The sequence below is a fragment of the Delftia sp. 11MD genome, assembly GCF_050907895.1.
Classification (GTDB): domain Bacteria; phylum Pseudomonadota; class Gammaproteobacteria; order Burkholderiales; family Burkholderiaceae_C; genus Comamonas; species Comamonas tsuruhatensis.
In genome coordinates this window covers 5825240-5845149 of record NZ_CP194333.1, presented here as the reverse complement: position 1 = coordinate 5845149, position 19910 = coordinate 5825240, and the positions used below count along the sequence as shown (strand labels likewise).

The 19910-nt window shown below is 68.1% G+C and carries 17 protein-coding genes; 7 read left to right on the top strand and 10 right to left on the bottom strand.

Going from position 1 to position 19910, the window contains the following annotated elements; translation table 11 throughout:
• Positions 1 to 95 precede the first annotated feature (95 nt).
• Positions 96 to 290 carry a DUF2905 domain-containing protein gene (locus tag ACRSCF_RS26765; RefSeq protein WP_012203183.1) on the top strand — a complete coding sequence of 65 codons (195 nt, stop codon included), beginning with the start codon at positions 96 to 98 and terminating at the stop codon, positions 288 to 290.
• Between the two features lie 76 nt (positions 291 to 366).
• Complete coding sequence (gene trxC, locus ACRSCF_RS26760) at positions 367 to 801, top strand: thioredoxin TrxC (RefSeq protein WP_016451857.1); 435 nt, start codon at positions 367 to 369, stop codon at positions 799 to 801.
• 42 nt (positions 802 to 843) lie between these two features.
• Here trxC and ACRSCF_RS26755 read toward each other — a convergent pair whose 3' ends face one another.
• Positions 844 to 1527 (bottom strand): response regulator transcription factor, encoded by a 684-nt coding sequence (locus ACRSCF_RS26755; RefSeq protein WP_016446511.1) that lies wholly within the window; start codon positions 1525 to 1527, stop codon positions 844 to 846.
• A 73-nt stretch (positions 1528 to 1600) separates the two neighbouring features.
• Between ACRSCF_RS26755 and ACRSCF_RS26750 the strand changes: the two genes are divergently transcribed.
• Positions 1601 to 3553: a sensor histidine kinase gene (locus ACRSCF_RS26750; RefSeq protein ID WP_047326229.1), complete on the top strand. Its 1953-nt coding sequence runs from the start codon at positions 1601 to 1603 to the stop codon at positions 3551 to 3553.
• A 25-nt stretch (positions 3554 to 3578) separates the two neighbouring features.
• Here ACRSCF_RS26750 and ACRSCF_RS26745 read toward each other — a convergent pair whose 3' ends face one another.
• Entirely contained in the window at positions 3579 to 4832 is a 1254-nt protein-coding gene (locus ACRSCF_RS26745) for a multifunctional CCA addition/repair protein (RefSeq protein ID WP_034367353.1), read from the bottom strand.
• Positions 4833 to 5044: 212 nt separating this feature from the next.
• Complete coding sequence (locus tag ACRSCF_RS26740) at positions 5045 to 5737, bottom strand: glutathione S-transferase family protein (RefSeq protein WP_016446508.1); 693 nt, start codon at positions 5735 to 5737, stop codon at positions 5045 to 5047.
• 97 nt (positions 5738 to 5834) lie between these two features.
• Here ACRSCF_RS26740 and queC point away from each other — a divergent pair, with 97 nt between their 5' ends.
• Positions 5835 to 6584 carry a 7-cyano-7-deazaguanine synthase QueC gene (queC, locus tag ACRSCF_RS26735; protein WP_244387550.1) on the top strand — a complete coding sequence of 250 codons (750 nt, stop codon included), beginning with the start codon at positions 5835 to 5837 and terminating at the stop codon, positions 6582 to 6584.
• 141 nt (positions 6585 to 6725) lie between these two features.
• Here the strand turns inward: queC and ACRSCF_RS26730 are convergent, their stop codons facing one another.
• Positions 6726 to 7298, bottom strand: a complete 573-nt coding sequence (locus ACRSCF_RS26730) for a 5-formyltetrahydrofolate cyclo-ligase (RefSeq protein ID WP_017407819.1) — start codon at positions 7296 to 7298, stop codon at positions 6726 to 6728.
• 15 nt (positions 7299 to 7313) lie between these two features.
• On the opposite strand from ACRSCF_RS26730, the gene ACRSCF_RS26725 reads away from it, so the two are divergent.
• Entirely contained in the window at positions 7314 to 9293 is a 1980-nt protein-coding gene (locus tag ACRSCF_RS26725; RefSeq protein WP_016446505.1) for a lytic transglycosylase domain-containing protein, read from the top strand.
• Between the two features lie 108 nt (positions 9294 to 9401).
• The gene (locus tag ACRSCF_RS26720; RefSeq protein ID WP_034367359.1) at positions 9402 to 9953 is read left to right on the top strand and encodes a DUF4124 domain-containing protein; all 552 of its coding nucleotides are present in this window, start codon (positions 9402 to 9404) and stop codon (positions 9951 to 9953) included.
• Positions 9954 to 9967: 14 nt separating this feature from the next.
• On the opposite strand, the gene ACRSCF_RS26715 is transcribed toward ACRSCF_RS26720, so the two are convergent.
• The 4 genes from ACRSCF_RS26715 to ACRSCF_RS26700 all read right to left on the bottom strand — a co-directional run bounded on the left by ACRSCF_RS26715 (position 9968) and on the right by ACRSCF_RS26700 (position 16473).
• Positions 9968 to 10648 carry a Fe2+-dependent dioxygenase gene (locus ACRSCF_RS26715; RefSeq protein WP_016446503.1) on the bottom strand — a complete coding sequence of 227 codons (681 nt, stop codon included), beginning with the start codon at positions 10646 to 10648 and terminating at the stop codon, positions 9968 to 9970.
• 110 nt (positions 10649 to 10758) lie between these two features.
• A complete protein-coding gene (locus ACRSCF_RS26710; RefSeq protein WP_244451732.1) occupies positions 10759 to 13059 on the bottom strand; it encodes a catecholate siderophore receptor Fiu in 2301 nt (766 codons plus the stop codon).
• Between the two features lie 672 nt (positions 13060 to 13731).
• The gene (locus ACRSCF_RS26705; RefSeq protein WP_244387543.1) at positions 13732 to 14691 is read right to left on the bottom strand and encodes an MBL fold metallo-hydrolase; all 960 of its coding nucleotides are present in this window, start codon (positions 14689 to 14691) and stop codon (positions 13732 to 13734) included.
• An 81-nt stretch (positions 14692 to 14772) separates the two neighbouring features.
• Positions 14773 to 16473, bottom strand: a complete 1701-nt coding sequence (locus tag ACRSCF_RS26700) for an AMP-binding protein (RefSeq protein WP_074920551.1) — start codon at positions 16471 to 16473, stop codon at positions 14773 to 14775.
• A 201-nt stretch (positions 16474 to 16674) separates the two neighbouring features.
• Between ACRSCF_RS26700 and ACRSCF_RS26695 the strand changes: the two genes are divergently transcribed.
• Entirely contained in the window at positions 16675 to 17664 is a 990-nt protein-coding gene (locus ACRSCF_RS26695) for an esterase/lipase family protein (RefSeq protein WP_016451849.1), read from the top strand.
• Here ACRSCF_RS26695 and phhA read toward each other — a convergent pair.
• Both phhA and ACRSCF_RS26685 read right to left on the bottom strand, forming a co-directional pair.
• Positions 17598 to 18509, bottom strand: a complete 912-nt coding sequence (gene phhA, locus ACRSCF_RS26690; RefSeq protein ID WP_016446498.1) for a phenylalanine 4-monooxygenase — start codon at positions 18507 to 18509, stop codon at positions 17598 to 17600. The two genes, ACRSCF_RS26695 and phhA, sit on opposite strands and share 67 nt — an antisense overlap.
• 64 nt (positions 18510 to 18573) lie before the next feature.
• Complete coding sequence (locus ACRSCF_RS26685) at positions 18574 to 19692, bottom strand: Bug family tripartite tricarboxylate transporter substrate binding protein (protein WP_244387527.1); 1119 nt, start codon at positions 19690 to 19692, stop codon at positions 18574 to 18576.
• Positions 19693 to 19910 lie beyond the last annotated feature (218 nt).

Sequence of the window (19910 nt, the reverse complement as noted above, 5' to 3'; positions counted from 1 at the left end):
GGGAGGACAGCGGCAATGTAGGCAGTCCATATGTCGTGTGCATGACGCGGTGTACTCTGTATGGCCCGGTCCCGCGCCGCCGTACACTCGGCGCCATGATCCGCTGGCTCCTCGTCATCTTTCTGGCCCTGCTGCTGTTCAATGGCCTGCACGCCTGGCTGGAACGCATAGGCCTGGGCCGCCTGCCGGGCGACTTCCGCTTTCGCCTGTTCGGCCGCGTGATTTTTCTGCCCATTGCCAGCACCGTGTTGCTCAGCGTGATTGCCGCCCTGATCGCCAAGCTGGTCTGAGCATGGCTTGAAGCATGGGCGCAGCGCCCGTATATGCATGCAATTGCCCCCATGACTCGCCAACAAGAGGCCGCCCATGTCCGACAAGCTGCATTTCGTCTGCCCCCATTGCCACACCACCAACCGCATTGCGGTCGATCAGCTGGGCAGCGCGCCTGATTGCGGCAGCTGCCATCAACCGCTGGTCACCGGCCAGCCCGTGGCGCTGGATGCGCAGAGCTTCGCCAGGCATGTGGGGCGCAGCCAGGTGCCCGTGGTGGTCGATTTCTGGGCCCCCTGGTGCGGCCCCTGCCGCATGATGGCGCCTGCCTTCGAACAGGCGGCTCAGGCGCTGGCGCCCGGCGTGCAACTGGCCAAGCTCGATACCGAGGCGCACCCCCACGCTGCCGCGCCCTGGAACATCCGCAGCATCCCGACCATGGTGGTGTTCAAGGAAGGACGCGAGATCGCCCGTGTCTCCGGCGCGCTGCCTGCCGGCGAGATCGTGCGCTGGGTGCGCTCGGTCGTCTGATGGTTGCCGGGCCGCAAGGACCGGGCGCCTTCAGGCCCTTCCTCAGGCCTGCACTTCACCCGGCAGATAGAAGCAATAGCCGCTGTTGCGCAGCGTCTTGACAGGCAGCTGCTGGCCGCTGGCCTCTTGCACCTTGCGCCTCAGCCGGCGCATCTGGGTGTCCAGGCGGCGCTGGTCGTAGACCAGATAGTCTCCACCCAGCGCCTGCACGATCTGGCGGCGGCTGACGCTGGCCCCTGCCTTGCCCATCAGGCAGTGCAGCACCAGCAGGTCCTGGTGTGACAGCGCCACAGGGGGCGAGGCGGGGGGCTGCAGGCGGCTGGGGCCAAGCTGCAGCAGCCACGGCGCCTGGCGCTGCTGCAGGCCCAGGCGCCGCACCAGGGCGGCCAGGGTGGCTTCCAGCTCGTCGAGATCGCAGCCTTTGCCCAGGTAGTGGTCGGCGCCGATCTCCAGGCCGTCGATGCGGTTGGCGCTGCTGTTGAGCGCGCTGAAGACGATGATGCCCAGTTGCTGGCCCTGCTGGCGCAGGCGCTGGATCAGCGCCAGGCCGTTGCCGTCGGGCAGGCCGATGTCGATGATGGCCAGCCGGTGGCGCCGCGCATCGAAATGGCGGTCGAACTCCTGCAGGCTGGCCACGCACTGCGGTGCATAGCCCAGGGATTCGAGGAACTCGCCCAGTTCATGGCGCAGCACGGGCTCGTCTTCGAGCAGGATCACATCAAGCATGGACTGGGAGGAGGGCAGGCGGGTGACAGCGCAGACAGCTGGTGTACGCTGGCGGCCCCGTGGTGGACTTCAGATGCGATATTACCGTGCAACCCTCATCGTGCTGGCCTGGCTGCTGTGCCCACTGCTGCTCCAGGCCCGGACCCTCGTGCTGGACCCCGATGTGCCCATGCAGGAGACCGCAGGGCAGTGGCAGCGGCTCGATGACGCTTCGGGCCTGCTCGATGTGCGGCAGGCCGACCTGGCGCCCGGGTGGAAGGCGATGCCAGGGCACCTGAACGCCAGCTTCACGCAGGCGGCGGTCTGGTTGCGCATGCCGCTGCAGGTGCAGCAGCCCGGCAGCTGGATGCTGTTGCTGGGCAATGCCCTGCTCGATGAGGTGGAGGTCCATGTGCGCCGGCCTGGCGGCCCCTGGCAGCTGCTGGGGCGCAGCGGCGAAGAGATTCCGCGTCACGCCTGGCCGGTGGACTACCGCAGTCCCGCATTCCAGTTCGAACCTGCTGCCGCCGGGTCATACGAGTTGCTGGTGCGCCTGCGTGCGCGCAACGCGCTCGTCACCCGTATCGATCTGTGGCAGCGACTGGCGTTCGACAACCATACGCGGCGCGAGGCCCTCTCGTTCGGCCTGTACTTCGGGCTGTACCTGCTGTTGATTGGCGTGCAACTGGTGTTCTGGCTGGGCACGCGGGCTCCGGTGAGCGGCCTGTTTCTGGCCTATCTCAGCGTCTGCGTGCTCAATGAGGTGGTATCGCTGGGGCTGGTGCAGCAGTTGACGGGCCTGCCGGGTTTCTGGAGCGACCGCCTGCTGGGATGCGGCATTGCCGGCGCCCTGGCGATCTCCATGCAACTGGCCTGCAGGCAGTTGGAGCTGGCATCGCTGTATCCGCGGCTGGTGCGCCAGATCGTGCCGCTGCTGTGGCTGTTCAGCCTGTGCTGCATGCTGTTGGTGGTGTCGGGGCACTACTCGGCGGGCATGGTCCCGGTGCAGGCCATGACCCTGCCGCTGACCGTGGGCTTTCTCGCATTCGCCCTTTGGCTGTGGCGGCGCGGCCACGCCCCGGCACGGTTCTTCATGCTGGCGTTCGGCATCTTCTATGCCGGCGTGCTGATCTCTTTCCTGCGCAACCTGGGCTGGCTGCCCATGAACGCGCTGACCGCGCTTGTGTCCACGCATGCGTCCGCGCTGGGCACCATGGCGCACATGCTGCTGCTCAGTGGCTGGATCATCGGCGGATACGAGCGCAGGCGCCGCATTCGAGAGCGCGAGCAGGTCCGGCTGGAGGCGGAACTGCGGCAGCGACAGTTGCGCGAAAGCGAACTCAGCGAGGCGCTGGCGCTGGAGCGCAGGGTGCGCCAGGAGCAGCGCGACTTTGTCGCCATGGTCTCGCACGAGCTGCGCACGCCGCTGGCCATCATCCTGACCAGTGCGCAGCAACTGGCGCGCAATCTGGCGGCACCGCCCGACAAGACGCTGGCACGCAGCCGCAACATCCGCGAAGCCGCCCAGCGCCTGCTGGCCCTGGTGGACGACTGCCTGGCCGACGACCGCATGGCCGATCCCCAGCCCCATGCCGAGCCACGCCTGCAGCCCTGCGACCTGCATGCGCTGGTGGATGGCTTGTGCCTGGACTTTGCGCCCGGCCGCATCGTCTGCCAACTGGGCGGGGGCACGCAGCAATTGATCACCGATGCCGGCCTGCTGCGCATCGCGCTGCGCAATCTGCTGGCCAATGCAGACCGCCACACGCCCGAGGGCGAATCGGTCCGCCTGGACGTGACCAGGCAGGGCGAGGGTCTGGAGATCCAGGTCTCGAATCCGGCAGAGCCCATTGCCCAGGCGGACCAGGACCAGCTGTTCGAAAGGTATTACCGTGGCCGCAACGCCCAGCACCGGCCCGGCGCCGGGCTGGGGCTGTACCTGGTGCGGCGCATCGCCGAGCGGCTGGGCGGCAGCGTGGCCTTGTTGACGGCAGGAGGCGAGCAGCCCGTGTGCCTGCGACTGGTCCTGCCCGTGGCGCGAGCCTGATTCCCGTGTGTGGCGGCCTTTGCGCTCAGGCCGCCTGCGCCAGCCAATCTGCCACGGCCTGTGCGCGCGCCGCCTGCACGGCTTCGCCGATGGCCTTGCCCTGCTTGCCGCGCGCAGCGGCCTGGGCGGCGATGTCAGAGGTGGAGACGGACAGCGCTGCGGCCAGCGCTTCGCGCAGGCGGGCACGCTGGGGATAGGGCCGGTCTTCGAAACCCAGTCTTCCGCGTGCATCGCACTCACAGGCCATGAGCGCCTGCTCGAAGCGCGCGGGCTTGCGGATGGCGTCGCAGCGCTCCAGCAGGCGGACGATGGCGGCGCCGTTGAGTTCGCCGCTGCGGTGGATGTTGCCGTGCTCGCGCGCCACCACGTCGCCCAGTTCGCGGCAGTCCGTGGGCACGCGCAGACGCTCGCCCACTTTCTCGGCCAGCCGGGCGCTGCGCTGCTCATGGCCTATGTGGCGCGGCAGCACATCGGCCGGCGTCGTTCCCTTGCCCAGGTCGTGCACCAGGCAGGCGTATCGCACGGGCAGGGGGGCGTCGAGCTGTGCGGCCATGTCCAGCACCATCATGGCGTGCACGCCGGTATCGACCTCAGGGTGGTACTCGGCGCGCTGGGGCACGCCCCACAGCCGCTCCAGCTCGGGCAGCAGCACGGACAGCGCACCGCACTCGCGCAGCAGCTCGAACATGCGCGAGGGGCGGCGCTCCATCAGGCCACGGCTGATCTCCTGCCACACGCGCTCGGGCACCAGGGCATCCACCTCGCCGGCGGCCACCATCTCCCGCATCAGGGCCATGGTTTCCGGCGCCACCGTGAATTCGTGGAAACGTGCCGCAAAGCGCGCCACGCGCAGGATGCGCACCGGGTCTTCGCGGAAGGCCCCGGTCACATGGCGCAGCACCCGGGCCTGAAGATCGGCCTGGCCGTGGTAGGGATCGGTGATGGCGCTTTCACCATCCCAGTCCGCAGGAGCGGCCATGGCATTGATGGTCAGGTCGCGCCGGGCCAGATCCTGCTCCAGCGTGACATCGGGCGCCGCCTGCACGACGAAACCCCGGTACCCCAGGCCGCTCTTGCGCTCGGTACGCGCCAGCGCGTATTCCTCGTGCGTCTCGGGATGGAGGAAGACCGGGAAGTCCCGCCCCACAGGCAGAAAGCCGCGCGCGGACATTTGTTCGGGCGTGGCGCCGACCACCACCCAGTCGCGGTCATGCACGGCCCGCCCCAAAAGACGGTCGCGCACCGCGCCGCCCACCATGTACACCTGAAATTCGCTCATGCCGCAATGGTAGGGCCTGGGCGGTGACATGATGGCGGGCTGCCTCCACGCCCCGATGGAGTGCCGAGCGCATGCATTCTTTCGGTTTCTTTCTGGAGACACACTCAAGCAGCACCAGCCGGACGGCCGATGCACTGGCTCCGCAACCGCGGCATTGCGCAGGCCGCGCCCACCCCAGCGCAGCAGTGCTCCGACTTTTGCTGGTGCGCCGCTCAGCCGGCCGCAGGCGCGCTGCGGTAGGGTTCCTCGAACGGCCGGAAATCGTGCTCGGCCAGTGCGCCCTGCACCCAGTCCTGCACGCCCGGCAAGGCGCGCACGCGGCGCACGTAGGCGTCGATGGCCGGGGCCAGCGGCAGCTCGTAGGTCGTCAGGCGCATGCACACGGGCGCGAAAAAGGCATCGACGATGCTGAACTGGTCATACAGCATGGGGCCGCTGGCCGTGGACAGCAGCGGCTGCCACAGCTCGGACAGGTGCTGGACATCGTCGCGCAGGTCCGCGCGCTCGGCCCACAGCCGCGCGCCGACCTCGGGCAACTGGGCCTCGATGTTCATTGGGCACAGCGAGCGCAGCGCGCCGAAGCCGCTGTGCATCTCGGCACAGAGGCTGCGCGCGCGGGCGCGGTTCAGGGCCAGGGTCGGCCACAGGTGTTTTTCAGGGAATTTCTCGGCCAGGTACTCGCAGATGGCCAGGCTGTCCCAGATGGCCATGCCTTCGTCCATGAGCACGGGCACGCGGCCCGAGGGAGACAGTGCGCGGGCACGCTGCTTGAAGGCGGACTGCTCGTCGAAGCTGTCAAAGCGCAGCATGACTTCTTCGAAAGCAATGCCGGCCTGGCGCATCAGCACCCAGGGGCGCATGGACCAGGATGAGTAATTCTTGTTGCCGATATAGAGCGTGAGCATGGCCGCAACCTCCGCGATAGGCCCTACAGCTTAGCAAGCATGGCAGGAAAACCCATGTAGGAGCCGGGCGCTGCCTGGGCGCGCTCTAATGCGTGCCATGCAAAACGATAGCTTTTCCCCCCAGGCGCCAGCGGCGCGCCACACGGCTGCGCTGGTCCTGTTTTCCGGCGGCCAGGATTCGACCACCTGCCTGGCGCAGGCGCTGTCGCTCTACGAGCGCGTCGAGACCCTGGGTTTCGACTACGGCCAGCGCCACAGCGTGGAAATGCAGGTGCGCCAGCAGGTGCGCGAGCGGCTGGCCAGGGATTTTCCCGAATGGGCACCGCGCCTGGGCGATGACCATGTCCTCTCGCTGGACGTGCTGCAGCAGATCGGCGGCTCCTCCCTGACCGAAGACGTGGCCTTCGCCATGCAGGCCGACGGCCTGCCCAACACCTTCGTGCCCGGCCGCAACCTGCTGTTCCTGACCCTGGCCGGCGCGCTGGCCTACCGTCGCGGCCTGTCGGTCATCGTCACCGGCGTCTGCGAAACCGACTACTCCGGCTACCCCGACTGCCGTGACGACACCATGAAGGCCATGCAGCTCGCCCTGAACCTGGGCCTGGAGCGGCGCCTGCGCATCGAAACCCCGCTCATGTGGATAGACAAGGCCCAGACCTGGCAAATGGCCCACGACCTGGGTGGCGACACCCTGGTGGACCTCATCCAGCGCGACACCCACACCTGCTACCAGGGCACGCGCGAGACGCTGCACGACTGGGGCTACGGCTGCGGAACCTGCCCCGCCTGCGACCTGCGAGCCCGCGGCTGGCATCAATGGCAGGCGCAGCGCGAGACAGCAAACTAAAGAAGCACAGCGCTAGAAACCGGCGCGGTCAAAAGCGAGGGACACCGAGCAAGGGCCGCCCCGAAGTGAGGGTGTCGTCCCCCTCCCCCGCGAAGCGGGCAGAGAGGGGGAAGGCGCGCAGCGCCTCAGGGGGTGCTTGTTCTACACCGGCCAGACGACTCCGTGGTCGTTCAAGATGGCGTCCAGCGGCAGGTCATGCGGCTCGGGCTCGAACTCGTCCACATAGCCGCAGCCGTAGCCCAGGCCCACGGTGAAGGGCTTGGGCTGCAGCTCGGCCAGGGTGCGGTCGTAGAAACCGCCGCCATAGCCCAGGCGGTAGCCACCGGCCGCGTAGCCCACGCAGGGCACGAACAGCAGGGTGGGGGTCAGGGTTTCGGTGTCCTTGGGCTTGGGGATGCCATAGGCGTCCTCTTCCATGGGGCAGCCCGGGTACCAGGCGTGAAAGCTGAGTGTCTTACGCTGCTTGTCGATCACGGGCAATCCGATGCGGCGTCTTTGTGGGGTACCCTGTAGCTCGCCATCTTCCTTCCACCGGTGAAGCGCTGGCAGCGGGTCGAACTCCCCCTTGATCGGCCAATAGGCGCCGATGATGCTGTCGGGCCGCTGTATCAGCCAAAAGCGCATGACCTGCTGCAGCGCGTCGGCGCGCTGCAATCGGTCGGGAAGGTTGAGGCGCTGGTCTATCAAGCTGCGGCGCAGGGCTGCTTTGTCCATCAGATAATTTCCTCCATGCACTGGCTGAAGATTTTGACACCGCTTCTGGCGGCTTCCCTCTGGACCACCGCAGCCACGCCTGCGCTGGCGCAAAACCGTGGCGACGACGTCCTGCTGGAAATGCAGCAGGCCTTTCGCAAGGGCGACAAGGCCAAGCTCACGCAGCTGCTGCCTTCTGCGCGTGGCCATGTGCTCGAACCTTGGGCCGCCTATTGGGAACTCAAGGCCCGGCTGGAAGAAGCCAGTGCCGACGAGATTCTGGGGTTTTTCAAGCGCTGGCCCGGCACCTACCAGGAAGACCGGCTGCGCAATGACTGGCTGCTGCTGCTGGGGCAGCGGCGCGACTGGGGCATGTTCGACCAGGTGCACGGGGCGTTTCGCATGCGCGATGACCGTTCCGTCAACTGCTATGCCCTGCTGATCGACAACCTCAAGGGCCAGCCTGCCGCCAATCTCGGCCAGCAGGTCCGCGACCTGTGGTGGGCCCAGCGCGACGCCGACGACGGCTGCACCTATGCTGCCGGCGAGCTGTACGCAGCCAAGCAGATCAGCGAGCCCGAAGTCTGGCGCAAGGCACGCCAGTCGGCCGAGGCCAATCGCCAGAAGGCCACGCGCGATGCCGTGGCCATCGTCGCGCCCGAGGCCCTGCCCCAGGTGGCGCAGGTGTTCGCCTCGCCGGCGAAATACCTTGCCGGGCAGACGCGCGTGCGCGGTGCCGTGCCCAAGGAACTGGCGCTGCTGGCGCTGATCCGCATGGCGTCCAGCGACCCGGCGGCGGCGGCCACCCAGCTGGAAGGCGGCTGGGGTGCCCGGCTGACGGCCGAAGAGAACAACTGGGCCTGGGGCGTGATCGGCAAGCAGGCCGCGCTCAAGCTGCAGCCCGAGGCTGCGGCCTATTTCGGCAAGGTGCGCAAGGACGGCGATCTCAGCGACGAACTGCTGGGTTGGAAGGTGCGTGCCGCGTTGCGTGCAGGCGACTGGCGCACGGTGCGCCGCGCCATCGACGCCATGGGACCTGAGCGCACCGAACACACATGGACCTACTGGAAGGCCCGCGCCCTGCTGTCGGGCCGCCCCAGCGAGCAGGAGCGTTCCGAGGCGCGCCAGCTGCTGGAGGACATGGCCGGCCCCGGCAGTTTCTACGAACAGCTGGCGCTGGAGGATATCGGCCAGCGCGTGACGGCCCCACCGCCGCCTGCGCCGCCCACGGCACAGGAGAAGGCCGCCGCCCGCGCCAACCCCAGCCTGGTGCGCGGCCTCTACGCCATCCAGAACGGCCTGCGCAGCGAAGGCGTGCGTGAATGGAACTACGCCACCAACCTGCACCAGGCCGGCGGCATGAACGACCGCGAACTGCTGGCCGCCGCCGACCTGGCCTGCCAGCAGCAGGTCTGGGACCGCTGCATCAACACCAGCGAGCGCACCCGCAGCTTTGCCGACTGGAGCCAGCGCTTTCCCATGCCCTTCCACGACACGGTGCTGGCGCGCTCGCGCTCCATCGGCCTGGACCCGGCCTACGTCTATGGACTGATCCGCCAGGAAAGCCGCTTCATCATGGATGCACGCTCGGGCGTGGGCGCCTCGGGCCTGATGCAGGTCATGCCGGCCACGGCCCGGTGGACGGCGCGCAAGATCGGCATGACGGACTTTTCCCCGTCCATGATCAATGACCGCGATGTGAATATCACCATAGGCACCGCCTATCTGAAGCTGGCGCTGGACGATTTCGACGGCTCCATGGCGCTGGCTGCGGCCGGCTACAATGCCGGCCCCGGCCGCCCGCGCAACTGGCGCAACGGCCCGGTGCTCGACGCCGCCATCTGGGCCGAGAACGTGCCCTTCACCGAGACGCGCGACTATGTGAAGAAGGTGCTGTCCAACACCACCAACTACGCGGCGCTGATCACGGGCCAGCCCCAGTCGCTCAAGAGCCGCCTGGGCACCATCGGCCCGCGTGATGCGGCCACGCCCGACCCCAGCAAGGATCTGCCCTGAGCCGCACTTGACATTCCTGCGGGATGCGGCGATGCCTGTCGGCGCTACACTTGGTTACCGACTGGCGGGCCGCATGCCGCGGCCCCGGATACCGCAGGGGTTTCAAGAATGACAACAACAGGGAGCCGCGCGGCCTGGGTCGCGCTGGGTCTTGCATGGGCGTGCACGGCGGTGGCGCAGCCCGTCTACAAATGGGTGGATGCCGAAGGGCGCACGCACTACGGTTCGCAGCTGCCCGTCGACCAGGCCGATGCCGGCCAGATCAAGGTCTCGCCCAATGGCAGCTCGGGCCGGTTTGGCGAAGAGCGCAATCCCGACGGCACGAAGAAGCTGCCCAAGCAGGTGCGCGAGCTGGCGGACGGCGTGGCCAAGGGCCTGAGCAAGGTCGATTCCAAGGAGGTGCCGCTGAACTGCGCAGCCGCCGTGGACAACATCCGCAGCCAGGTGGACACCATGGTCGAGAACGGCCAGAAGAACCTCAAGGGCGGCTACATCACGCAGGCGCAGTTCGATGCAACCGCGGGCAAGTTCCGCGAGGCGCGCACGCACGCCACGGTGGCCGACTGCCAGGCCTCCACGGGCCGCTCCAAGGCCATGTACCAGTGCATGTCCAACAGCTACAACCACCTGATCGGCTGCGCGGAAAAGCACAAGCCCTGAAGCGATCCGATCCCTCAGGTCTCGGCCCACATGCGCAGCAGGTTGTGATATTGGCCCGCGAGGCTGAGGGTTTCATCGGTCTCGCCCAGCTTCTCGCGCAGGCGCTGGATGGTCTGGTCCATCTCGAACAGCATGGCCCGGCGTGTGTCGTCGCGCACCATGCTTTGCGCCCAGAAGAAGGCGCACACGCGCTCGCCCCGGGTGACGGGCTCCACGCGGTGCAGGCTGGTGGAGGGATAGAGGATCAGGTCGCCGGCCGGCAGCTTGACCTCGTGCGTGCCGTAGGTGTCCACCACGACCAGCTCGCCGCCATCGTAGTCCTCGGGATCGCAGAGGAAGAGGGTGCAGGACACATCGGTGCGCATCCACTGCTGCGCGCCTGGCAGGCGCCGTGCCGCACCGTCCACGTGCAGGCCATAGGTTTCACTGTCCGCGTAGCGGTTGAACAGCGGCGACATGGTGCGCGCGGGCAGGGCGGCACTGAAGTACAGCGCATTGGCCGCCAGCGCCTGCTCGATGGTGCGGCCCTGCTCCAGTGCCACGGGCGAGTCTTCGGGCAACTGGCGGTTGCGCTTGACCCGGGCGCCTTGGCTGCCCGCCGTGGCACGGCCATCCACCCAGTCGGCCGCGTCGATGGCTGTGCGGATCGCAGTGACCTGCTGGCGCGTGAGCACGTCGGGAATGTGCAGCATCATGGTGCGGGTCCTCCTCGCATGGAAAAAGCCCCGGCGGGGCCGGGGCGGTACTGGGATTGTCGGCGCTCTGCGCGCGGCAAGGCCGGCGCGGCCGCCCGTCTTGCATCCACTCAGAAGCGGAAGTTCGCCGTCACGCGCACGGAGCGCGGCGTGCCCGGGAAATAGCGGTAGCCGCTCTTGTTGATGGCGCCCACGTATTCCTTGTCGAACAGGTTGTAGAAGTTCAGCTGGATGTCGGCATTCTTGTTGATGCGGTAGCTGGCCATGGCGTCGAAGACCCAGTAGGCATCGGTGAAGTTGGGCGTGCCCACGGCTCCGTCGGTGCCACGCTTGAGTCCGCCCGAGTAGCGCGCCCCGCCAGCCAGCGTCAGGCCGAACGGGAACTGGTAGCTGGTCCACAGTGAGAAGGCGTTCTTGGGCGTATAGGTCAGGCCGCTGGAGCCGTCCTGCGCCACGGTGGCGCCCGTGTCCACCTTGGTGTCCTGCAGCGTGTAGCCGGCAGTCACGCCCCAGGCGGGCGTGATCTGGCCCGTGGCGCCCAGCTCCAGGCCCTGCACGATCTTCTTGCCGGTCTGTCCCACGGTGCCGTCAGGGTTGGTGACGATCTCGTTGGTGATCTCGGTGCGGAACAGCGCGCCTGTCAGCAGCAGGCGCTTGTCCATCAGCTCCCACTTGGTTCCCAGTTCGGCGGTCTTGGCCTTTTGCGGGTCCATGTTGGGGTTGTTGGCGTTGTTGGCGGCCGTGGACAGCGTGAAGTTGGCACCGCCCGGTGGCTGCTGCGACAGGGCGTAGTTCACGTACACGCTGCCATTGGGCGCGGGCTTGTAGAGGCCGCCGATCTTCCAGCTCAGCAGGGTGTCGGAGGCCTCCAGGCCCACGGCGCTGGGCAGCACGGTGCCTGCAGGATTGCTGCCGCAGGCCGGGCCGCTGCGGCCGCCGCAGACGGCGCGTGCGTCGTACTGCGTCTTGTAGCGGTCCAGGCGCAGGCCGGCGTTGGCCTGCCATTGCTCGTTGAACTTGAGCGTGTCGAAGGCGTACAGCGCGAAGGTGTCGGTCGAGCCCTTGCTGTCGGCGCCGTTGCGCGACCAGTTCAGGCCGGAGCTGGGCACCTGCGGGTCATAGAGGCTGGCATTGGGCCAGGCGCCCGTGGTGCCCGTGCCGTAGTTGCTCTGCTTTTCGCGCGTGATCTCCACCCCGGTGCTCAGCTCGTGCCGCACGCTGCCTGTCGCCAGCTTGGTCGTCAGGTTGGTCTGGTTGGTGACGATGTCGTTGACCTGGTTCTTGAAGGTCGGCAGGCTGCGTGACACGGTCCAGTCGGCGGGATTGCTGCTGTTGTTGCTGGACAGCGTCATGAAGGCCGTGAGCAGGTAGTCCTGCTTGGTGCGGCCCCAGCGCGTGGTGTTGCGCAGCGTGGTGTCGGGCGTGAAGTCGTGCTCCACGCGCAGCGTGACCATGTCGGCCGTCACGTCGTCGTGGTCGGCGCTGGTGCCGTAGAAGCGGCTGGGGTCCACGGGGCGGCCCGCGTTCAGGCGCGCATCGGTGTTGCTGTAGCCGGGCAGGCCGATGGTGGGCACGCCGCCGTCCGGCACATTGCTTTGCTTGACGTGCAGCACGTTCAGGTAGGTGCGCGTGTCGGTGTTCAGTCCGAAGGCGAACGACGGTGCGATGCCCCAGCGGTCATTGGCCACGCGGTCGCGGCCGGCGACGCCGGCGTCCTGCACCATGGCGTTGAGCCGGAAGGCCGCACCGCCCATGCCGGTCAGGCTCTTGTTCCAGTCCACGGTGGAGCGCTTGTAGCTGCCCGAACCCGCGCCCAGCGAGGCGCCGAAGCTGTCGGCCAGGCTGGGCTGCTTGGTGACCATGTTGATGGCGCCGGTGGGCGCGCTGCGGCCGTAGTCGGTGCTGGCCGGGCCCTTGGTGACTTCCACCTGCTCGGTGTTGAACACGTCGCGCGAGATGGAGCCCACGTCGCGCACGCCGTCCACATAGATGCTGTTGGAGGTGTCGAAGCCGCGCATGTAGATGGCATCACCCGTGCTGGTGTTGCCGTTCTCGCCCGCGTAGAAGGTGCCGGCGCCGGGCACGTTGCGCAGCGCCTCGGTCAGCGTGGTGGCGCCTTGTTCCTGCAGCACCTGCTCCTTGATGACGGAGATGGTCTGCGTCGTGTCCACCAGCGGCTGCGTGAACTTGGGGGAGGAGACCTGTGCGGGTTCGTAGCCGGTGCTGCGCGAGCCTTCGACGGTCACTTCCTTGAGGCTGGGCGCGGTCCTGGCGCTGGGCGTCTGTGTCTGGGCCACGGCCGGCATGCCCAGGGTGGCCAGGGCCGCGGCTGCAGCGATGATGCCGGCCGACGGCGAGCGGCCAGCGCTGTCGTGTTTGCGGCTTTTGATGTACGAGTTGGAGTTCGCCATGGTTGAACGGAAAGCGGGATGGGCAGTGAACATGCTGGCTTGCTGGCCGGCGTTGCGCGGGCGGCTGGAGAGCTGTCTTGGCTTGCCGGTGCTGGCTGGATCAGGCAGTTTTGCCTGGATTGAGAATGGTAATGATTCCTAATAAAAATATAAGAATAATCTGATAAGTGAATGGATGGCCGTTGCCGCCCAGCAACAGCCCTGTCTCGGAACTTCAGCGCGGCGACCAGCCTGGCCGAGCGCGCCCCGCCCGGGATGTAGCGCGCGCCGTTGTTGTTCAGGCTGGCGATGTAACGCTGGTTGGCGAGGTTGTAGACGTTCAGCTGCAGGCTCAGGTTCGCGCTGAGCTCCCAGGCCATGAAGGCGTACAGCGCAAGGGTCTTGGTGTGGCCTTCGTTGATCTGGCCGGCATAGCGGATGTCCTGGCCCGTGATCGCGTCGCTGACGCCGGGATCGTAGAGATTGGCGGGCGCCAGGGCGCCTGCGCCCGTACTCGGAACCCGAGGCGCCCTTGACGATCTCGATGTCCTCGATGTTGAAGGTGTCGCGCATTGGGCTGCCCAGGTTGCGCACGCGGTCGATGAAGATGCTGCCCGTGGTGCCGCAGCCGCGCAGTGCTTGCGGCCGGTGATGTGATTGGCGTGGTTTGCGCCTATCGCAGATCTGTTTCGTTCAGGCGTTGTGAACCCATTCGCCCTCGCGCTGCGCCGCGCCCGATTGCACCAGCGCATCCACCAGAGTGCGGCTCCAGTGCTCGGCGGTCTCGTTGCTGAAATAGCCTGCATGCAGCATGCCGAAGTAGGGCGTGGCGTCCAGCCAGGCCAGCAGTTCAGTGGTGCGCACGCGCTGCCAGTCCAGCAGCCGGTACTTGAGCAGCACCTTGGCCGCGTAGAGGGCATGGCGCTCGGGGGCGCGCACAAAGCCGTCCAGGCGGCGGCGCGCCGTGTCCAGCGCCGCGGCCACGCCCGTGAAAACGCCGCCGTGGCCGGGGACGATGGTGAGCGGTGCCAGGGCCTCGATCACATCCAGCGTGGCGGCCACTTCCTCGAAGGCCTGCAGGCCCTCGATTTCGGGAAACACCACGCCGAAGCCGTTTTCCCAGAGCGCATCGGCCGAGATCAGTGTGCGGCTGGCAGGCTCGAACAGGATGATGGAGTGCGGGTCATGCCCCGGCGCGGCATGGATCTGCCAGTCGCGCCCGGCCAGCCGCACGCTGGCGCCGGGCTGCAGTACGCCGGTCAGCGCAAATGGCGGGCATTCCTGGCCGGTGGGGGTGTAGCTCAGCGCCTCGGGATTCCAGTGGCGCACGAATTCGGCCTGGCCCGGCGCGACATAGGTCCGGGCCTGCGGCCAGCGCGCCTGCAGTGCGGCATTGCCGCCGCAGTGGTCGCTGTGCAGATGGGTGTTGAGGATGCGCGCCAGCGGCTGGCCAGCCAGCGTCTGCTCGATCAGCAGCACGGTCTGCCCGGCATGGCTGACGTAGCCGGTATCGACCACGGCCGCGCCGTCGTCCTGCGGATCGGCAGGGTCGGCCGCGAAGACGATGTTGTTGGCCGACAGCCAGCCGCGCTCCAGCACGGTCATGCCGCAGGGCAGCGCAGCGGTGGCGCTTGTGGGGGCGAAGGAGGTCATGGGGGGAGAAGCCTTTCCCAAGGCTAACAGCCGCAGGCAGCCACGGCTGACGCGTGGGCTACAGCTGCGGCCGTGCGGGTTTCAGGCGGGATCGCGCAGGGCGCGCCTGAGGATCTTGCCCACATTGGTCTTGGGCAGTTCGTCGCGGAACTCCACCTGCCGCGGGCGCTTGTAGCCGGTGAGCTGGTCATGGCAAAAGCGCATCACCTGGTCCTCGGTCAGTGCCGGGTCGCTGCGCACCACGTAGACCTTGATGGCCTCGCCCTGGCGCTCGTCGGCCACGCCCACGGCCGCGCATTCGAGCACGCCGGGGCACATGGAGATCACGTTCTCCAGCTCGTTCGGATAGACGTTGAAGCCGCTGACCACCATCATGTCCTTCTTGCGGTCGATGATGCGGGTGAAGCCCTCTTGGTCCATCACGCCGATGTCGCCGGTACGCATGTAGCCGTCGGCCGTGAAGGCCTTGGCGGTTTCGTCGGGCTGGTTGTAGTAGCCGCGCATGACGTTGGGGCCCTTGATGCACAGCTCGCCGGCCTCTCCCATGGGCAGGTCGCGGCCTTCGTCGTCCTTGATGGCGATGGAGATGCCCGGCAGCGGCAGGCCGATGGTGCCGCTGAAGGAGGTGGCGGTGACGGGGTTGTTGGTGCCGATGGCGCAGGTCTCGCTCATGCCCCAGCCTTCGATCATCACGCTGCCCGTGACCTGTTGCCACTGGCGCGCCGTGCCCTCGCTGGCGGCCATGCCCCCGGCCTGCGACACGCGCAGCTGCGAGAAGTCCAGCTCGCGGAACTGGGCGTTGTTGAGCAGGGCGTTGAACAGGGTGTTGACGGCCGGCAGGATGTGGAAGGGCCGTTTCTGCAGCACCTTGACGAACTTGGGGATGTCGCGCGGATTGGGGATCAGGCTCAGGCTGGCCCCCATGCGCATGGCGAACAGGCTCACCGTGAGGGCGAAGATGTGGTACAGCGGCAGCGCCGCGATGATGTGCGTGTCCTGCGCGCTGACGCGCCCGTGCAGGGCCGGCGTGAACCAGGCATGCGCCTGCAGCGTGGCGGCCACGATGCAGCGGTGGGTGAGCACGGCACCCTTGGACAGCCCGGTGGTGCCGCCCGTGTATTGCAGGAAGGCCACCGAATCCAGTCCCGCCTGGCTGGGGCGCAGCTCTTTCTGGGCGCCGCGCGCCAGCGCCTGGGAAAAGGTCGTGACCTCGCGCACCGTACCGCCCTCACCGTCCAGCGGCAGGCTGTAGGCCGGCACCATCTTGGCCAGGTGGCGCACGGCGAAGGTGATCCAGCTGCCATACATGCCTCCCAGCAGATCGCCCATGGCGGTGACGCAGACATGGCGGATGGCGCTGCGCTCGATCACGTCGGCCAGGGTGTGGGCGAAGTTCTCCAGGATGATGATGGCCGTGGCGCCCGAGTCCTTGAGCTGGTGCTCCAGCTCGCGCGGGGTGTACAGCGGATTGACGTTGACACAGGTGTAGCCGGCGCGCAGCACGGCCGCCATGCTCACGGCGAACTGCGGCACATTGGGCAGCATGATAGCCACGCGCGCATCGGGCTCCAGCCCCAGACCCTGCAGCCAGGCGCCCAGGCGCGTGGACAGCTGGTCCAGCTCGCGGTAGCTCATCCAGCGGTCCATGCACACCGAGAAGGGCAGGTCCGCATGCTGGGTGAAGGCTTCCTCCAGCAGATGCGTGAGCGAGCGGTATTGCTCGGGATGTACCTCGTGGGGCACATCGGCGGGATAGTTCTTGAGCCAGGGCGCAGCGTCCATGCAGGGTACCTTGGGTTGCTGGTGAGACAGGGGAACGGCAAAGGGGCAGGCGCCGGTCGGCCGGCCACCGCTGCGGCTGATTCTGGTCAGGCGGGTGCTTTGCGGTCTACGCGGGGTTGTCCTAGGCAGGGGCCGGCGTCCCCGAGAAAGTGCGGCCGCTCTGTGCTACGTTGGCGTTTTTTTCAGGGAGGGCGGGCTGCCGTGAACGCACGCATTCTGCAAATGGTGGCGCTGGGCACGCTGGCCGGCGCCATGGCCTGGCTGGCATGGTGGTGGCCGGAATCGCGCGGGCTGGCGCTGGCAGGAGCGCTGCCGGGCCTGTGCTGGCCGGGCCTGCACTTGGGCCTGCAGATGGTGTTGATGCGCCGCGTGGTGCGCAAGGCCGGCGCACCCGTGCCCGCCTGGCGCACGGTGGCGGCAGCCTGGCTCGCCGAGTGGGCATTGGCCGTGCAGGTGTTTGGCTGGCGCCTGCCCTTCCGGGTCCATGCCGAGGCCGATGGCTGGCCAGGTGACCCGGCCGCAGGACAAAACGCAAGCCCGGTCACAGGCCAGGTCGGCATGGTGCTGGTCCACGGTTTCTTCTGCAATCGCGCGGTCTGGGCGCCATGGCTGCGGCGGCTCAAGGAACGCGGCATTGCCTGCGCGGCCATGACGCTGGAGCCGGCGCACGGCGCATCCATCGACGCCATGGTGGCCGACCTCGATGCCTGCGCACGCCGCATGGCCCAGGCCACGGGGCAGGCGCCGCTGATCGTGGCCCACAGCATGGGCGGGCTGGTGGTGCGTGCCTGGCTGGGCCGGTTGTCCGCGCAGGAGCGCCGGCAACTGGCTGCCCATGTGGTGACCCTGGCCACGCCGCACCGCGGCACCTGGATGGCGCGCTTCGCCCATGGCCTGCCGGCGCTTCAGATGCGCGAGGACAGTTCCTGGCTGCAGCGCCTGGGGCCGCCGCCGCCCGAGGTGGCCTTCAGCTGCTGGTGGAGCTGCTGCGACAACATCGTCTTTCCCTTCCCCGTGGCCACGCTGCCAGGGCAGCACGCGCACCGCCTGGACGACGTGGCCCATGTGCAGCTGGTGTTCGACGAGCGCGTCTGGCGCTTTTGCCTGGAGCTGCGCGAGCGGCTTCAGGACGCGGAAGTCTGCAGGGCCACTTCACCGGGCAGCAGCGCATCGGCCGCGATGGTCGGCTGATCGCGCAGCTGGCGGTACAGCGGCTCGAAATCGGCGGCCGTGAGGTCGAACAGCTGCTGCAGGTCGTCGATCACGAAGTAGGTGTGCTGGTAGGTGTCGATCTTGTAGAGCGTGCGCATGGCGCGCTCCAGCGACAGCGGCAGGCGCTGCGGCTCGGGGCTGCGCACCGAGTAGTTGAGCTCGCCCGAAGAACTCAGAATGCCCGCGCCGTAGGCGCGCAGGCCGCCCTGCTCGCGGATCAGCCCGAACTCGATGGTGTACCAGTACAGGCGCGACAGCATCTCGCAGGCGCCCAGCTCGGCGGCCTTGAGCCCGCCCTGGCCATAGGCCTGGATGTAGTCGGCGATGACGGGGTTGAACAGCAGCGGCACATGGCCGAAGAGGTCATGGAAGACATCGGGCTCGACGATGTACTCGAACTCCTCGGGCTTGCGGATCCAGTCCGTGACCGGGAATTTGCGGTTGGCCAGCAGCGAGAAGAAGGGCACCTCGGGAATCAGGCCCGGCACGCCGACGATCTCCCAGCCCGTGGCGCGGCGCAGGCGCTCGTTGACTTCCTCGAAGCGCGGAATGCGGTCCTTGGCGCCCAGCGAGGGCAGGGCGTCGATGAAGTGCTGGCTGGCCAGTCCCGGCAGCAGGGCGGACTGGCGTTCGTACAGGCGCCGGTAGGTGTCGTGGTCGGCCTCGGTGTAGGCGTCGTAGTCCTGCGCGCAGGTGTAGTCGTCGCTGGCGCGGCTGTAGTCGCCGCGCGGGGGGCGGTCGGCCTGGCCGTAGACCACGGGTGCCACACCGGGGGCGTGGGCGGGGGCGTGGGACGAGGTGGGGGTCGCTGCGGTGCTCATCATGGTGCTCTCCAGGGATCTTGTCATTGCTGCCCCGGGCCGGGGGCAGGCAAGGCACCTGCGCGGCTCAGAGCTGGCGGATTCGGGCGGCCTGCACCAGCAGGCCGTATTTGCTGTGCTCGGAGCGCACAAAGCGCGCGAACTCCTGCAGTTGAAGGTCTTCGGGCAGCACGCCCATGGCGGTCAGCGTTTCCTGCACCGGACTGCTGCGCATGGCCTTCGAGAACACGGCGGCATGGCGCTGGGCCAGGTCGGCGGGCCAGCCGGCAGGCGCGAACAGGCCGAACCAGTTGGCGAGGTTGAAGCCCGGTACCGTGTCGTTGAGGCTGGGCACCTCGGGCAGCAGCGGCACGCGTTCCAGCGTGGTCACGGCCAGGGGCTGCAGCCGGCCTGCACGGATGTGCGGCAGCGAGGATGCCAGGCTGTCGAACAGCAGATCGGCCGATCCGTCGAGCAGGGCCGACAGCGCCGGCTGCGTTCCGCCAAACGGCAGATGCAGCAGCGGCAGCCGCGTGAGCATCTGGTACATCTCGCCCGACAGGTGCCCGCTGCTGCCCGGCCCGCCCGAGGCATAGCGCAGCGGCTGGCGGTGCTTGGCAAGAAAGCGCTGCAGGTCCAGCGCCGTGCGTATGCGCCACTGGCGCGCCAGATCGCTGCGCATCACCAGCACATTGGGCATGCGCGCCACCAGCACTAGCGGCTGGAAGTCGCGCAGCGGGTCGTAGCCCAGCTGGGGCTGCAGCCAGGGCAGCACGGCGTGCGTGGCGGCCGCGCCCATCAGCAGCAAGCGGTCCTGGGCCGTGGCCTGGGCCACCATGTTCGAGCCCTTGGCGCCGCCTTCGCCCGGCACGTAAAGAATGTGGATGGCCCCCAGCTTCGCGGAGCTGGCCTCGACCAGAGGACGCGCCGTGCGGTCCAGGGGGCCGCCGGCTGCATAGGGAACGATCAGGGTCAGGGCGTCGGATTTCGCGTCGCGCGCCGGGGCTGTCAAGGCTGTCGAGGCTGTCGGGGGCGGCTGGGGCTGTGCCGAAGCCGGCAGCCAGGGCAGGGCGGCCAGGGCCGCCAGCAGCCTGCGCCGCGCCATCCGGGCCGACGGCTGCGGGCCGGCTGCCGCAGGTGCACGTACTGGCGCAGATGCACGGGCATGGCGTGGCATGGCGCGGGTGGCGTCGTGGCGGGGCGTCATGGCGTGAAGCGAAATGGAGGCGATCCCCGCAGTATAGGCAGCGCCGACTGCCGCTGAGGCCGCACGCGCCCATGTCCTGCGCGCGCCGGGCCGTCTGTGCGCGGGCGGGGAACTGGGCCAGGTTCAGCGGGGCTTTCATGGGGGTCTCCGGCCTTTTCGTGCAGGACAGTGTTTCGGGCGCCCCAGGCATGGCCTGCGGGCTTGCGATCAGTGCTGTC

Excerpts from the sequence above, each read along its gene's own strand:
- phhA (WP_016446498.1), bottom strand. The coding sequence starts at position 18,509 with ATGATGAGCACCGCAGCGACCCCCACCTCGTCCCACGCCCCCGCCCAC.
- ACRSCF_RS26755 (WP_016446511.1), bottom strand. The coding sequence starts at position 1,527 with ATGCTTGATGTGATCCTGCTCGAAGACGAGCCCGTGCTGCGCCATGAA.
- ACRSCF_RS26710 (WP_244451732.1), bottom strand. The coding sequence starts at position 13,059 with ATGGCGAACTCCAACTCGTACATCAAAAGCCGCAAACACGACAGCGCT.
- ACRSCF_RS26740 (WP_016446508.1), bottom strand. The coding sequence starts at position 5,737 with ATGCTCACGCTCTATATCGGCAACAAGAATTACTCATCCTGGTCCATG.
- ACRSCF_RS26720 (WP_034367359.1), top strand. The coding sequence starts at position 9,402 with ATGACAACAACAGGGAGCCGCGCGGCCTGGGTCGCGCTGGGTCTTGCA.
- ACRSCF_RS26705 (WP_244387543.1), bottom strand. The coding sequence starts at position 14,691 with ATGACCTCCTTCGCCCCCACAAGCGCCACCGCTGCGCTGCCCTGCGGC.
- ACRSCF_RS26685 (WP_244387527.1), bottom strand. The coding sequence starts at position 19,692 with ATGACGCCCCGCCACGACGCCACCCGCGCCATGCCACGCCATGCCCGT.
- ACRSCF_RS26765 (WP_012203183.1), top strand. The coding sequence starts at position 96 with ATGATCCGCTGGCTCCTCGTCATCTTTCTGGCCCTGCTGCTGTTCAAT.
- ACRSCF_RS26750 (WP_047326229.1), top strand. The coding sequence starts at position 1,601 with ATGCGATATTACCGTGCAACCCTCATCGTGCTGGCCTGGCTGCTGTGC.
- ACRSCF_RS26745 (WP_034367353.1), bottom strand. The coding sequence starts at position 4,832 with ATGAGCGAATTTCAGGTGTACATGGTGGGCGGCGCGGTGCGCGACCGT.
- queC (WP_244387550.1), top strand. The coding sequence starts at position 5,835 with ATGCAAAACGATAGCTTTTCCCCCCAGGCGCCAGCGGCGCGCCACACG.
- ACRSCF_RS26715 (WP_016446503.1), bottom strand. The coding sequence starts at position 10,648 with ATGATGCTGCACATTCCCGACGTGCTCACGCGCCAGCAGGTCACTGCG.
- ACRSCF_RS26730 (WP_017407819.1), bottom strand. The coding sequence starts at position 7,298 with ATGGACAAAGCAGCCCTGCGCCGCAGCTTGATAGACCAGCGCCTCAAC.
- ACRSCF_RS26725 (WP_016446505.1), top strand. The coding sequence starts at position 7,314 with ATGCACTGGCTGAAGATTTTGACACCGCTTCTGGCGGCTTCCCTCTGG.
- ACRSCF_RS26700 (WP_074920551.1), bottom strand. The coding sequence starts at position 16,473 with ATGGACGCTGCGCCCTGGCTCAAGAACTATCCCGCCGATGTGCCCCAC.
- trxC (WP_016451857.1), top strand. The coding sequence starts at position 367 with ATGTCCGACAAGCTGCATTTCGTCTGCCCCCATTGCCACACCACCAAC.